Origin of the sequence: Bradyrhizobium sp. I1.14.4 (assembly GCF_050435825.1) — a bacterium.
Taxonomy (GTDB): Bacteria; Pseudomonadota; Alphaproteobacteria; order Rhizobiales; family Xanthobacteraceae; genus Bradyrhizobium.
This window is the reverse complement of record NZ_JBNDLA010000003.1, coordinates 1-12,965: the sequence shown is the minus strand read 5'-3', so window position 1 is coordinate 12,965 and position 12,965 is coordinate 1. Positions and strand designations below refer to the sequence as shown.

At 62.0% G+C, this 12,965-nt stretch carries 11 protein-coding genes; 4 read left to right on the top strand and 7 right to left on the bottom strand.

The features are described from left to right. Positions 1–16: 16 nt before the first annotated feature. From ABIB78_RS07135 to ABIB78_RS07120, 4 genes are read right to left on the bottom strand one after another with little or no spacing between them, the layout of a single operon-like run. Entirely contained in the window at positions 17–1,312 is a 1,296-nt protein-coding gene (locus tag ABIB78_RS07135; protein WP_429023043.1) for a TRAP transporter large permease, read from the bottom strand. A 15-nt stretch (positions 1,313–1,327) separates the two neighbouring features. Continuing rightward, a complete protein-coding gene (locus tag ABIB78_RS07130; protein WP_429023041.1) occupies positions 1,328–1,840 on the bottom strand; it encodes a TRAP transporter small permease in 513 nt (170 codons plus the stop codon). Between the two features lie 42 nt (positions 1,841–1,882). After that, complete coding sequence (locus tag ABIB78_RS07125; RefSeq protein ID WP_429023039.1) at positions 1,883–2,914, bottom strand: TRAP transporter substrate-binding protein; 1,032 nt, start codon at positions 2,912–2,914, stop codon at positions 1,883–1,885. A gap of 42 nt (positions 2,915–2,956) precedes the next feature. Next, the gene (locus ABIB78_RS07120; RefSeq protein WP_429023037.1) at positions 2,957–3,700 is read right to left on the bottom strand and encodes a GntR family transcriptional regulator; all 744 of its coding nucleotides are present in this window, start codon (positions 3,698–3,700) and stop codon (positions 2,957–2,959) included. 82 nt (positions 3,701–3,782) lie between these two features. On the opposite strand from ABIB78_RS07120, the gene ABIB78_RS07115 reads away from it, so the two are divergent. Next, positions 3,783–4,589, top strand: coding sequence for an SDR family NAD(P)-dependent oxidoreductase (locus tag ABIB78_RS07115; protein WP_429023034.1), 807 nt, complete (start codon positions 3,783–3,785; stop codon positions 4,587–4,589). Between the two features lie 10 nt (positions 4,590–4,599). Here ABIB78_RS07115 and ABIB78_RS07110 read toward each other — a convergent pair whose 3' ends face one another. Together ABIB78_RS07110 and ABIB78_RS07105 are read right to left on the bottom strand one after the other, a co-directional pair. Next, complete coding sequence (locus ABIB78_RS07110) at positions 4,600–5,310, bottom strand: molybdate ABC transporter substrate-binding protein (protein ID WP_429023032.1); 711 nt, start codon at positions 5,308–5,310, stop codon at positions 4,600–4,602. A gap of 38 nt (positions 5,311–5,348) precedes the next feature. Next, positions 5,349–6,269, bottom strand: coding sequence for a tripartite tricarboxylate transporter substrate binding protein (locus tag ABIB78_RS07105; RefSeq protein ID WP_429024026.1), 921 nt, complete (start codon positions 6,267–6,269; stop codon positions 5,349–5,351). A gap of 204 nt (positions 6,270–6,473) precedes the next feature. Here ABIB78_RS07105 and ABIB78_RS07100 point away from each other — a divergent pair, with 204 nt between their 5' ends. The 3 genes from ABIB78_RS07100 (at position 6,474) to ABIB78_RS07090 (ending at position 10,631) form a co-directional block, all read left to right on the top strand. Then, positions 6,474–7,544 carry an extracellular solute-binding protein gene (locus ABIB78_RS07100; RefSeq protein WP_429023030.1) on the top strand — a complete coding sequence of 357 codons (1,071 nt, stop codon included), beginning with the start codon at positions 6,474–6,476 and terminating at the stop codon, positions 7,542–7,544. 128 nt (positions 7,545–7,672) lie between these two features. After that, the gene (locus ABIB78_RS07095; protein ID WP_429023029.1) at positions 7,673–9,772 is read left to right on the top strand and encodes a molybdopterin oxidoreductase family protein; all 2,100 of its coding nucleotides are present in this window, start codon (positions 7,673–7,675) and stop codon (positions 9,770–9,772) included. Positions 9,773–9,851: 79 nt separating this feature from the next. After that, positions 9,852–10,631: an enoyl-CoA hydratase/isomerase family protein gene (locus tag ABIB78_RS07090; RefSeq protein ID WP_429023027.1), complete on the top strand. Its 780-nt coding sequence runs from the start codon at positions 9,852–9,854 to the stop codon at positions 10,629–10,631. A gap of 43 nt (positions 10,632–10,674) precedes the next feature. Here the strand turns inward: ABIB78_RS07090 and ABIB78_RS07085 are convergent, their stop codons facing one another. Further along, positions 10,675–11,985 carry a hypothetical protein gene (locus tag ABIB78_RS07085; protein ID WP_429023025.1) on the bottom strand — a complete coding sequence of 437 codons (1,311 nt, stop codon included), beginning with the start codon at positions 11,983–11,985 and terminating at the stop codon, positions 10,675–10,677. Positions 11,986–12,965: the final 980 nt, after the last annotated feature.

Sequence of the window (12,965 nt, the reverse complement as noted above, 5' to 3'; positions counted from 1 at the left end):
CAAGATGCCGCCTGCCTCAGTGCAGAACCTGAAGTTGCCGCGGCAGCCATAGCGAGATTTCCGGGAGATAGGTCACGCACAGCAGGACAAAGAACATCACCGCGTAGAACGGCCAGATCTTGCGCATGACCTGCTCGATCGTGACCTTGCCGACCGCGCAGCCGACAAAAAGGATCGCTCCGACCGGTGGATGGCACAGGCCGATGCCGAGATTGAGCAGCATGATCATGCCGAAATGGACCGGATCGACGCCGAAGTTCTTCATCACCGGCAACAGGATCGGCGTTGCGATCAGGATCGATGGCGCCATGTCGACGAGTGTGCCGAGCACCAACAGCAAGACATTGATCAGGAGCAGGATGACGTACTTGTTATCGGAGATCGACAGGAAGAAAGCGGTCATCTTGGCCGGCATCTGCGTCAGGGCCATGATGTAGCCGACGCTGGAGGCGCAAGCGATCAGCGTCATCACCATCGCGACGGTACGCAGTGTGCGATGGAGCAGCACCGGCAGGTCGCGCCAGCGATAGTCGCGATAGATGAACATGGTGACGAAGAAGGCCCAGATGCAGGCGATTGCGCCGGCTTCGATCGCGGTGAAGATGCCGCCGAGAATGCCGCCAAGGATGATGACGAGAGTGATGAGACCCCAGGAAGCATCGATGGCGATCCGGATCGCGTCTCTTGCCGGCACAGTCTGGCCGTGCGGGTGCTTTTCGCGATAGGCGACGGCCAGGCACAGAATGATCAGCGAGAAGCCGAGCAGCAGCCCGGGGAACACACCAGCCATGAAGAGGGCGCTGATCGAAATCGTTCCGCCCGTCGCAAGTGAGTAGAGCACCGCATTGTGGCTCGGCGGGACCAGCAGGGCCTGAACCGACGAGGTGATCGTCAGGTTGGTCGCGAACACGCGCGGATAGCCGTTCCGTTCCATCTGCGGGATCATCACCGAACCGATGGCGGATGTATCGGCGACGGCCGATCCGGAAATGCCACTCAGGAATGTCGTCGCAAGCACGTTGACGATCGAAAGGCCGCCACGCAGACCGGTCAGGCCGACCAGCACGTCGGCAAACGCAACCAGACGCCGGGCCATGCCGCCCTCCGCCATGATCGCGCCGGCTAGAACGAAGAACGGGATTGTCAGCATGGCGACTTTGCTGACACCGTCGGAAATCTTCAGCATCACCGCTTCCAGGGGAATGCCGATCCACAAGGCGCCGACGATGGCCGCCATTGCCAGCGAGTAGGCGATCGGCATGCCGATCAGGAAACAGAGCAGCATTGTCGCGAGCAGAATAAGGATATCCATCGTGGCCTCTCGCGATCAGTCGGTGGAAAAGTCGCGGTGTGGTCCGATCGGATCGGGTGGCGCACCCAGAAAAATCCGCTCGATGATGAACAGGAGCAGACAGGTGCCGCCGATCGGAATCGGAAGATAGGTGACGCCGACCGAAAGGGACGGGAAGTCGGCGATCGTGTTGTGCCAGGTCACCTCGACGAGCCGATAGCCCCAGATGATCATGAACAGTGCGATCAGGCCCATCAGCAGCTGGACGACAAGATCGGCGAGGTTGCGGAATGGATCGGGCAGCTCGTCGGCAAAATATGCCACGTTCATATGCAGATCGAGCCGATATCCGGCGGCGCCACCGATGAACGTCACGACGATGGTGAGCAGCACCGCGAGGGGTTCGGGCCAGGATGCGGCACTGTTCAGGACATAGCGGGTGAACACCGCCCAGGGGATGACCGCTGAAATCAGGATCAGCGCTGCAGAGCCCGTGATGACGCAGGCAAGATACAGATAGTCCATCGCGCGGCGATATGATCCGGCCATGTCCTTTTCCTATGAGATGTCGATTTACCGTATGGCGCCGTGTCAGGCGGACTGGATGCGTCCGATCATGTCCTGGTATTTCGGGCCATATTTGTCCCATACCGGCCTGACCGCGTTCTGGAATGGCGCCTTGTCGGCGATCTCGATGATCTCGCACCCGGCGGCTTTTGCTTTCTCCATCGCCTGCTGCTCGTAGGTGTTCCAGAGCCCGCGCTCTTCCATCTGCGCCTCGCGGGCGAGCTTTCTGATCAGCGTCTGGTCATCGGCTGCCAGGGCGGACCATGCCCGTTTCGAGAACAGCAGCAGCTCTGGAACGATCAGGTGCTCGGTGAGCGAAAAGTGTTTCGCTGCGGTGTAGTGATTGCTGAAGACGTAGCTCGGGGGATTGTTCTCGGCGCCGTCGATGACGCCGGTCTGCAGCGCGCTGAACACCTGATCGTAGCCCATCGCGACGCCGTTACCGCCAAGCGCATTCATCATGTCGATGAAGATCGGATTGCCGATGACGCGGAATTTGAGGCCCTTGATGTCGGCGACCGTCTTGATCGCGTGCTTGGTGTTGTAGAGGCTGCGTGCTCCGGAATTCATCCAGCACAGTGCGACCAGCCCCGCGTTCGGGCTTGCTGTGATCTTGTCCAGCAATTCCTGACCGATCGGGCCATCCATCATCCGCTCGGCATGCGCCATGTTCTTGAACAGGAAAGGCATGTTGACGACGTTGATGTCATCGACGATGGGTCCGATCGAGCCGGCGCTGACGCGCAGCATCTGGATCGCGCCGATCTGGGTCTGCTCGATGGTTTCCTTCTCGCCGCCGAGTTGCATCGACGGAAACATCTGCAGCGACAGGCGATCATTGGTCACCACCGCAAGCTTCTTGCCGAAATTTTCCGTCGCGACCACGGTTGGGTAGCCAGGCGGCTGTACGTCCGACGCCTTGAAAACCGCCTTCGACTGGCCGAGCGCCGTCTGCGCCGAGGCCGCAACGATCGCGCCAAGGCCGGCGCCGATCTTGATGATGTCACGACGGTTGAGCCCGGTACCGCGGTGCTGCGATCGATGCGTACGGTTCACGTCATTTCCTCCCAAAACTGCCTGGCCGGAGTCCGGCCGCGGTCATGCCGGCTGGCTTCGCTCGTCGAAGAGTTCCGGATTGTTGTGCTGGGTGGCCGAGATGTCGGCCAGAAGCCGTTCGAGATGTCTGGCCATCGCGGCTCCGGCGGATGCAGGGTCGCGGGCCTCGATCGCGGCCGTGATGTCCTCATGCTCGGCGATGACCTCGGCCATCCGCCCACGTTGGGGTAGAGTGAGCCATCGGAAGCGGTCAACGTGAACCTTGACCTGCAGGATCAGGTTCCAGATGCCGGGGTGTCCGGCAACGTCAGCGATGGCGGCGTGAAATGCCTCGTCGGCCTGATGGAATGCTTCGCGGTCCCCGGCCATCTCGGCCTCGCGTTGGCGTTCGAGGATCGCCTGCAGGCCGAGGATCTGGCTGGCGCTGGCTCGCTCGGTTGCCATGCGGGTCGTGGTTTCCTCCAGCGACCTTCGGACGATAATCGCCTCGGGGAGGGCGGCGAGCGGTATGCGAGACACGAAGATTCCCGATTGCGGGAAAATCTCGACAAGCCCCTCATCCGACAGCCGCAGGATGGCTTCCCGCACCGGAGTCCGGCTGACGCCGTATAAAAGTGCAATCTCAGCCTCGATAATCGGATCGCCAGGTCTGCGCTGCAACGCGACGAGCTCAGCGCGCAGCTCAGCATAGATCCGCGCTGCCGCAGTTGCGGTCCGCGGACGACCCGTCCGTCTGTGTCCAGCGAGGTTGCGGAGCTCAGACTTTTTCGGCGAGCGGGCGGGCATTCTCGGTCCCAAAACTGATATATTAGTATATGAAGTGGTCACGGAAGGCAAACGAGCATTGCTCGCATCCCCGGGAGGTCAAATGACCAACTACCGCAAGCTGTTCGATCTCACCGGCAAGACTGCCGTCGTGTTGGGAGCGGCCTCAGGGATCGGCAGGTCCTCGGCTGAAGCGCTGGCGTCGCTTGGCGCGCGCGTGCTGTGTGCCGATCGAACACAGGAAGGCGCGGAGGCAACAGCTGTTGCGATCCGGCAGCAGGGCGGGGCAGCAACAGGTGCCAGTTGCGATGCTGCTGATCGCGCCGGCGTCGAGGCATTGGCCGCAAAGGCGCTGGCGGAATTTCAGCGCATCGACATCGCGGTGACGACGCCGGGGCTGAACATCCGCAAGACCATCCTCGATTACACCGAGGATGATCTCGATCGTGTCATCAACCTCAACATCAAGGGCACAGTCTGGTTCTTCCAGGCGTTCGGCAGCATCATGGTGAAGCAGCAGGGCGGCAGCCTTATTGCCTGCTCTTCGGTGCGTGCGGTGACCATCGAGCCGGGGCTCGCGGTCTATGGATCGACCAAGGCTGCGATCGGTCTCCTGGTCAAGGGCTTCGCGTCCGAGGTCGGACGGTCCGGCGTCCGCGTCAACGCGATCGCGCCGAGCATCGCTGAGACCGCGCTGACCGGTCCGTTCAAGCAACGGCCCGATATTTACAACCTCTATGCCAGCCACACCGTGCTCAATCGCTGGAGCAGCGCCGACGAGGTCGCGACCGCGGTTGCCTACCTTGCGTCGGACGCGGCCAGCTATGTCAGCGGCAGCACGCTGTTCGTCGATGGCGGCTGGACTGCGGTCGATGGACCGCCGACGGGTCTCACACAGTTGGCGCGTTAGGTTGTGGCATCTACGACGTCAGGCCGGAGACAAAACCAGCTTTGCTGCGTAGCTCAGATGTCTCCGGCGACGTCAGCAACGCGATGAGACGTTGCGCCTGCGCTGCAGCCGAGGCCTGAGTCGCAACGGCAGCCGTATACATGGTCGCGAGCTCGCATCCCGGCGGCAAGGCACCCGATAGCACGACGCCCTGAGTGCTGATGATCTCGGTCGATTGCGTGCAGCCGATCGGCCGACGGTCGCTGGACCCGGCCAGATGCCGCATCGCCGTTGCGCCGTTCGGAAAGACTTTCAGTCGATCGGCGACGACATCGGCAATGTCGAGTTGCGCAAGGACCCTGGCGACATGAATTCCGGCCGTCGATGCCTTCGTATCGGGCACGAAGATCGCGTCCGCAGCGAGCAGCGCTGCGCGCAGGCTGATCGCGTCCTTGGCGCTGACCAGGAGATCGCCGGCCCGAACGGCAAGGGCGGTTTCAACGCGGCCGATGTTGGTGATCGAGCTGCGCAGAAGTAGCCCTTCGTCGGCGAGCTTCGCAATCAGGGCGGTGGTCAGGATGACAATGTCGGTCGGAACGCCGGCGCGCAATCTGTCGGTCATGGCGCCGACCGCACCGAAATCCCCAGTAATGCCGAGGCCGGTTTCGGCTTCAAAGGCCGGCGCGAGGCTGCGCACCAGGCCCTGCGCCGCGCCGCCGCTCAGGATGTTCAACGTCTTCATGCGCTCCGTTCCATCGCCACGGTCTTGCCGTTGCGTGTCTATTGGGCCTTGTCCAACCGTTTGACGACTTCTGCCCATCTTACGATATCGGCGTGCAGGAATTTGTCGAACTCGTCCGGCGTCATTGTCATCGGCACCGCCCCCTGTGCGGCCCAGAGCTTCTCGACCTCCGGCCGTCTGATTGCGGCGTTCACGGCCGTGTTGAGCTTGTCGATGATCGGCTTCGGCGTATCCGCTGGCGCCATCAGGCCGAGCCAGATCGTCGCCTCATAGCCGGAAACGCCTGCCTCGATCACCGTTGGAACGTTGGGCAGCACGTTCGAACGGGTCTTGCCGGTTGTCGCGAGCGCACGCACCTGGTTCTCGAGAACATTCGCTGCCATCGCCGGAACGGCATCGATCATCATCTGGACCTGGCCGCCGATGATGCCGCTGCGGGCTTCGCCGCTGTTGCGGTAGGGCACATGCACGACGTCGATCCCGGCCATGGCTTTGAACAATTCGCCCGCTATGTGATACGGCGTACCCTGGCCTGACGAGGCGTAGTTCAGCTTTCCGGGCTGGGCCCTTGCAAGTGCGATGAACTCCTGCAGCGTTTTCGCTGGGACGGCCGGGTGAACCACGATCACTAGATCTGACGTGTTCAGGGACGCAATCGGCGTCAGGTCGCGCATCAGTTCATATTTACGCTGCGGCACCAGCGATTCATTCGCGGTCTGGGTGTTCGACATCATCAGAAGGGTGTAACCGTCGGCCGGCGCCTTCGCGACCTCGAGCGTGCCGATCACGCCGCCGGCGCCGGTGCGGTTCTCGACCACGAACGGCTGGCCCAGGCCTTCCTGCAAGATGCTGCCGATCTGTCGTGCAACGACATCCGCCGGACCGCCGGGACCAAAGGGAACGATAATCCTGACCGGCCGCGCGGGATAATCTTCGGCGTCCGCATATGAGCCTGACATGGACACGGTCAGCAACGCCGCGACAAACACCAAGGCGTACCGAAAGCCCGCCATTGATTGCTTCCCCCAACTTTAGTCTTGTTTCTTGGTCAGAAGTCTAGCTGCAACCTGACGGCTCTGTCGACGACAGACTCCGTCTTCGTGCATCGGAATATGAGCGGGAGGACGGTGTATTCAACTTCGCCACCGCGTGCGGGGAATCATATGAGGAAACATCCTGGGTTATCGCGCCGCGACATGCTGAGGGGCTCCGGCGCCCTGCTGGCAGGGGCCGCGTTTTCGACGCGCGTGATGGCCGCTGCGCCTCCAACCGAACCGGTTACTCCGACGCTGATCGAGGCGGCGAAGAAAGAGGGGCAGGTCGTCTATTACACCTCGACCGATCTGCCGGTCGCGGAGAAGCTGGCGAAGGCGTTTGAAGCGAAATATTCAGGCATGACCGTGCGCGTCGAACGCACCGGCGCGGAGCGTGTGTTCCAGCGGGTCGGCCAAGAATACGCCAGCAACATTCATGCCGTCGATGTCGTCAATTCCTCCGACGCCGCGCATTTCATCGTGTGGAAGCGCGACGGCATTCTGGCGCCCTATGTCCCGGAAGAGGTCGCAAAATACTATCCGGAGGAGCATCGCGATGCCGATGGGCAGTTCGCAAGCTTCCGGGTCTGGCTGTCGATCATCGCCTACAACACCAATCTCGTGAAGGCCGAGGAGGCGCCCAAAAGTTTTGCCGATCTGCTCGATCCGAAATGGAAGGGCAAGATCGTCAAGGCGCATCCCGGCTACAGCGGCACCATCATGACCGCGACCTATCAGATGCAGCGCGATCTCGGCTGGAGCTTTTTCGAGCAACTCGCGAAGCAGAACATCATGCAGGTGCAGTCCTCGACCGACCCACCCAAGAAGCTCGATCTCGGCGAGCGTGCGGTGATGGCCGACGGCAACGAGTACAACATCTTTCAGATGAAGGAGGCCGGCCGCCCGGTCGAGCCGGTCTACGCCACCGAAGGGTCGCCGATGATTGTTGGCCCGAATGGGATCTTCAAGGACTGCCCGCATCCGAATGCCGCCAGGCTGTTTCAATCCTTCGCGCTCGGACGCGAGGGGCAGCAGCTCAATGTCGAGATCGGCGGGCTCAGATCCGTCCACGCCCAGGCCCAGGAGAAGGCCGGGCGCAAGCCGTTGAAGGACATCAAGACGATGAAGGACGACCCTGCGGCGGTGGAGCGGGAAGGAGAATCGATCAAGGCGCGCTATACCCGCATCTTCCGCGTTTGACGGACGGTTGAGGCCGATAGCGGCGCCGTCCGGGCCGCGGCCGTCGCATGGCTCATGCCCGGTTTTCGCCCGGACCGGGTCAATAATGCCCCTCGGCGGAGTGGATATTTGATGTTACCAATTTGGCCATGAACCAACACGCCAAAGTCGACATCCGCCATTCCACCTGTCCGCACGACTGCCCCTCGGCATGTGCGCTCGACATCGAGGTGATCGAGGGCCGCGCGATCGGTCGTGTCAGAGGATCGAAGCAGCAGACCTATACGGCCGGCGTGGTCTGCGCCAAGGTCGCGCGCTATGCCGAGCGGATTCATCATGCCGAGCGGCTGATGGTTCCGCTGCGCCGGACCGGGCCGAAGGGCTCCGGCCAGTTCGCGCGGATTTCCTGGGACGAGGCGCTGGACGAGATCGCGGCGCGTTTCGATGCTGCCGAACGGGAGTTCGGCGCCGAGTCGGTCTGGCCCTACTATTACGCCGGCACCATGGGGCTCGTGATGCGCGACGGCCTCAACCGGCTGTCGCACGTGAAGAAGTATTCGCGCTTCTACGGCACGATCTGCGCAACCATCGCGCGCATCGGCTTTGCTGCCGGGACCGGCAAGATCGCGGGCGTCGATCCCCGCGAAATGGGCGTCTCCGACCTCGTCGTGATCTGGGGCACCAATCCGGTGAACACCCAGGTCAACGTGATGACGCATGCATCGCGCGCGCGCAAGGAGCGCGGCGCGAAGATCGCGGCGATCGACGTTTATAACAACGAGACCATGAAGCAGGCCGATATCAAGATCCTGCTGCGGCCGGGGACCGATGGCGCCTTCGCCTGTGCCGTGATGCATGTGCTGTTCCGCGAGGGATTTGCCGATCGCGATTACCTTGCGCGCTATACAGATTGCCCCGGCGAGCTCGAGGCGCATCTGAAGACCCGCACGCCGGAATGGGCATCAGCGATCTCGGGCGTGCCGGTCGAGGAGATCGAGGCATTCGCGCGGTTGGTCGGGACCACCAAGCGCGCCTTCTTCCGTCTCGGCTACGGTTTCACCCGCAGCCGCAACGGCGCCGCCCAGATGCACGCTGCGTCGTGCATTCCGGCGGTCACCGGTGCCTGGCAATACGAGGGCGGCGGCGCATTCTTCAACAATGCCGGAATCTGGCGCTTCGACGAGTCCATCATTGAAGGCCACGACGCGATCGATCCCAGCACACGGGTTCTCGATCAGTCGAAGATCGGCCGGATCCTGACCGGCGATACTGAGGCGCTGCGCGGCGGCGGGCCGGTCAAGGCGATGCTGATCCAGAACACCAATCCAATGACGGTGGCACCCGAGCAGGCGCTGGTGCGCCAGGGATTTGCCCGCGAGGACCTGTTCGTCGCGGTGCACGAGCAGTTCATGACCGAGACGGCCCAGATGGCCGATATCGTGCTGCCGGCGACGATGTTCATGGAGCACGACGACCTCTATTACGGCGGCGGCCATCAGCACATTTCGGTCGGCCCGAAGCTGATCGATCCGCCCGGCGAGTGCCGTTCCAATCACGAGGTGATGCAGGGGCTCGGCCGCCGCCTCAATGCCGTGCATCCCGGCTTCGACATGACGCCGCGGCAGCTGATCGATGCGACGCTGAAGAAGAGCGGGCACGGCGACATCGACACACTCGAAGCCGAGCTGTGGCGTGATCTGCAGCCTGATTTCCGCACCTCGCATTATCTCGATGGCTTTGCCCATCCGGACAAGAAGTTCCACTTCAAGGTGGAGTGGGGCAAGGTGCCGGTCGGGACCGGCGGGCTGATGGGTGCATGGGACAAGATGCCCTCGCTGCCCGACCACTGGACGATCATCGAGGAGGCGGATGCGCAGCATCCGTTCCGGCTCGCGACGTCGCCGTCGCGCAGCTTCCTCAACACCAGCTTCAACGAAACGCCGTCGTCGCAGGCCCGCGAGGGCGCGCCGACCGTGATGATTCATCCCGACGATGCGGCTGGCCTGTCGATCGCCGATGGCGACGCCGTCACGCTCGGCAACATGCGCGGCGAGACCACGCTGACTGCAAAACTGTTCGATGGCGTTCGCCGCGGCGTGCTGATCGCCGAGTCGATCCATCCGAACAAGTCCCACATCGGCGGGCGCGGCATCAACATGCTGACCGGAGCGGAGGCTGTCGCACCTCTTGGCGGCGCGGCGTTCCACGACAACAAGGTCTGGATCAGGAAGGCGTCGACCGCCGCATAAATCCTGCTTGCAGTCGGCGCCGATCCTGCGGCAAATGTCGGCTGACAACAGCGCGCAGGCAAGAAAACAGGCAGGAAACATGACCGACAACAGCGTTCTTCTTGAAAAGCGCGGGCAGGCGTTCTGGATCACCATCAACCGCCCGGACAAGCGCAACGCGCTCAATGCCGGTGTGATCGCGGGCATCGCCAAGGGCTATCGCGAGGCGCATGACGACAAGGACGTGCGCGTCATCGTGCTGACCGGCACGGGCGACAAGGCGTTCTGCGCCGGCGCCGATTTGCAGAACAGCGGCGCGGCGTTCTCGATGGACTTTTCGCGCCCCAATGTCGACTACGCCGATCTGCTGCGGTTGTCGCAGGACGCGACCAAGCCCGCGATCGCGCGGGTCGGTGGCGTCTGCATGGCTGGCGGCATGGGGCTGCTGTGCATGACCGACATGGCGGTGGCCGGCGATCAGGTGATCTTCGGCTTGCCCGAGGTGAAGGTCGGTGTGTTTCCGATGCAGGTGCTGAGCCTGCTGCAGTCGATCGCCCCGCCGCGCCTCGTCAACGAATGGGCGCTGACCGGCGAGCCGTTCGATGCTGCGACCGCGCAGGCTGCTGGTCTTCTCAACCACGTCGTGCCGGCGGCCGAGCTCGATGCCAAGGTCGATTGGCTGATCGGCCGCATCGTCGACAAATCCCCGACTGCGATCCGTCGCGGCAAATACGCGATGCGGGCGATCGCGTCGATGTCGTTCGACGAAAGCATCGCCTATACCGAAAGCCAGATCGCGCTGCTTGCGATGACCGAGGACGCCAAGGAAGGTCTCAAGGCCTTCGGCGAGAAGCGCAAGCCGACATGGACCGGGCGCTAGGCGGCAGACCGATCGCAAGCGTTCCCTGATGAGGAAAATCGCGTCAATTATCTGGAATGACGGGACCATGAGAAGCGAGCGCGGAGTCTGATGAAAGGGCTGTTCTCGCTCGTTCCTCTCGGCGCTTCCTTGCTGCCGCGATCAACTGCTTCCGCGTGCGTTTGGCGTAGGTTGGGAGTTGTTGTCTCGAACGATGGCGGCCGGCGGCGCGAAGTTCAGCGTCCGTGAGATCGCTATCGGCACCTTCCGTGAACCCGCCGTGGCGGAACGACGTAAATGAGAGCTCGTGCCGAAGACCAGCTGCGATGACTATCTTTTTGACCACATGGCGAAAATAGCGAAGGTCCTTGCGCTCGGTCATCCATGGGATCAAGGCGAGCGACTTGCGGTGGGCATGATCACGGCGGAACACCAATCCTGAAACGACAGAGCCTTTGATCGCATCAAGTTCTGCCATCAATTCGGGGAAGAGGAGGGCGCCCTTGTCGTCGAACAGAGGCCACCAGGCTTCCTCGTTATTCTTTGGATGCACAATCCGTACGCTGTTTGACCGCTCTTTCGGCCGATAGTGCGCGATTTCGAAAGCGCCGAATACATGCTCCTCGCGCTGCAACCACTCCCATGTCAATAGCGCGGCAGTTCCAATTGAGTGATATCCGAGCCGTTTCGCAGCCCGCCTGAATGCGACCAGTTCGTCCCAGCTTGCCGTCGGTGTCTCCCGCATGGGCTGCCCAGGCGCACGGGATTTTAGGCCCATCCGCGAAAATGGATTGACCAGCGGTACCATTGTTTCTTGCGCGCGCTGACCAACAAACCAGGCACGTCTGCAAGCAGTCATGGCTGCATTTGCGAAGCGTCGACGTTCGCGCCTGGCGGTGTTACCTTCCTTGTCCTCGTATTGCACGACGAGGAGCTTCGCGTAGACCGCATCGACGAATGCTTTGGTGAAATCAGAGATCTGCTTGGAGCCGACGCGACTGCCGTCTTTTAGTTCGTGATTGGCGAAAAGTTGCAGACCCTGGCCGTATAAGCGCTGTGTCTTGTGATCGATGTCTCGCCATCGCTGGTGCGTTCGGAAAACACCGACGAGCCAGTCAAAGGTGCCGGGCACAGGGAGCACAGGAAGCATGTCGGTCAATCCTCCGGAACGCCAGCTGTCGAAAGCGGGCAGCAGAATATTTTCAGCTCGCTCGACCGCCGACGCGAAGTCATCTCCGAGCGCTTCAGCATGTACGGGGCAGCCCTGCTTGCGGGCCCAAGTCGGCGGCTCGAAGAAGTAGCCCGATCGATCACCCTTCAATGGCTTCGACCGGAAATAGCGAGGAGGCCTCGACGTGGCATCGAGCGTATTCATACGAGAGAGGCCAAGTCTTCATTTTTGGCTTCATCTGGTGCCGCTGCTGCTGCGTACTGGATACTGAAATGATCGATGTTGGCTCTCGACCAGACCGGTTGTCGAGCCCGTCCAGTTCCGCGATGGGCGATTGGTGGCGGTGCCTCGCCGCGGCCGACGGCGCGCGCGAGTTCGCGCGTGTCCGCGAAACCCAGATACGCTGCAGCGATATCGGCAGGCATGAGTGCAGGCCAGGTACCGACAGGTGGATAGCGGGCGGGAAGGGCGGCGCGGGATACCACAGGCGTCAACTCTCGCGTCGATGCGTCAACGGTCTACGCGCTGAAGCTAATGGAACGGCGTGATCCTTTGGGCTCCTTGCTGACATGCTCTCATACCCTCGTGCCCCCTCGTGCACTGTCTCGAAGCACGACGGATCCGTGAGGTAAAGTGCCGTCAGAAGCTGGTGCGGCAGTCGGCGGGCCTAGCGTGCAAATAAGTGCAGGGCGTCGATTGAGCAGGCATGCGGTGCCGATGGCGCAGCGATCGACGGATCGCACAACGTGCTGTTCAGGCTCGCGAGCAGCTGCGAAGGTGCCGCAGAGCTGAGCATGCTGAACGGCAGTTCGTCGGCAAGAAATCTGGCGCCCATCACGGAAAACGCCGCTCGGCGAGAGTCATGTGATTCTTACGAATTGTCAGTTGTTATTCCGACAAGTGTGCCGCTCATCTCACGTTCGGACTACAATGGGGCTCTGCTTTGTCGGAATTGCGAAGCGCAGGCGGCCAAGCGGCCCCGTGAGCGCGGCGTTGATAAAGCAATTGCACCAGTCCAGGTGAACGTCGCCCTAGCGGGCCGGGCTGTCGGCTGCGCTGAAACTCCGGCTTCGCCGGATTTTCCCCCTTAGAGTCTGTCCGAGATCATGATGTTTTTTGACAGAGCTTTCGCAGCATGAGGCGGATTGAGGCCAGGCGCAAGAACGCCAAGGCCTTTCGGTTGA

Bases quoted from the DNA above. Each gene is read 5' to 3' on its own strand.
- ABIB78_RS07130 (WP_429023041.1), bottom strand. From the start codon at position 1,840: ATGGCCGGATCATATCGCCGCGCGATGGACTATCTGTATCTTGCCTGC.
- ABIB78_RS07105 (WP_429024026.1), bottom strand. From the start codon at position 6,269: ATGTCAGGCTCATATGCGGACGCCGAAGATTATCCCGCGCGGCCGGTC.
- ABIB78_RS07120 (WP_429023037.1), bottom strand. From the start codon at position 3,700: ATGCCCGCCCGCTCGCCGAAAAAGTCTGAGCTCCGCAACCTCGCTGGA.
- ABIB78_RS07110 (WP_429023032.1), bottom strand. From the start codon at position 5,310: ATGAAGACGTTGAACATCCTGAGCGGCGGCGCGGCGCAGGGCCTGGTG.
- ABIB78_RS07085 (WP_429023025.1), bottom strand. From the start codon at position 11,985: ATGAATACGCTCGATGCCACGTCGAGGCCTCCTCGCTATTTCCGGTCG.
- ABIB78_RS07090 (WP_429023027.1), top strand. From the start codon at position 9,852: ATGACCGACAACAGCGTTCTTCTTGAAAAGCGCGGGCAGGCGTTCTGG.
- ABIB78_RS07095 (WP_429023029.1), top strand. From the start codon at position 7,673: ATGAACCAACACGCCAAAGTCGACATCCGCCATTCCACCTGTCCGCAC.
- ABIB78_RS07115 (WP_429023034.1), top strand. From the start codon at position 3,783: ATGACCAACTACCGCAAGCTGTTCGATCTCACCGGCAAGACTGCCGTC.
- ABIB78_RS07100 (WP_429023030.1), top strand. From the start codon at position 6,474: ATGAGGAAACATCCTGGGTTATCGCGCCGCGACATGCTGAGGGGCTCC.
- ABIB78_RS07135 (WP_429023043.1), bottom strand. From the start codon at position 1,312: ATGGATATCCTTATTCTGCTCGCGACAATGCTGCTCTGTTTCCTGATC.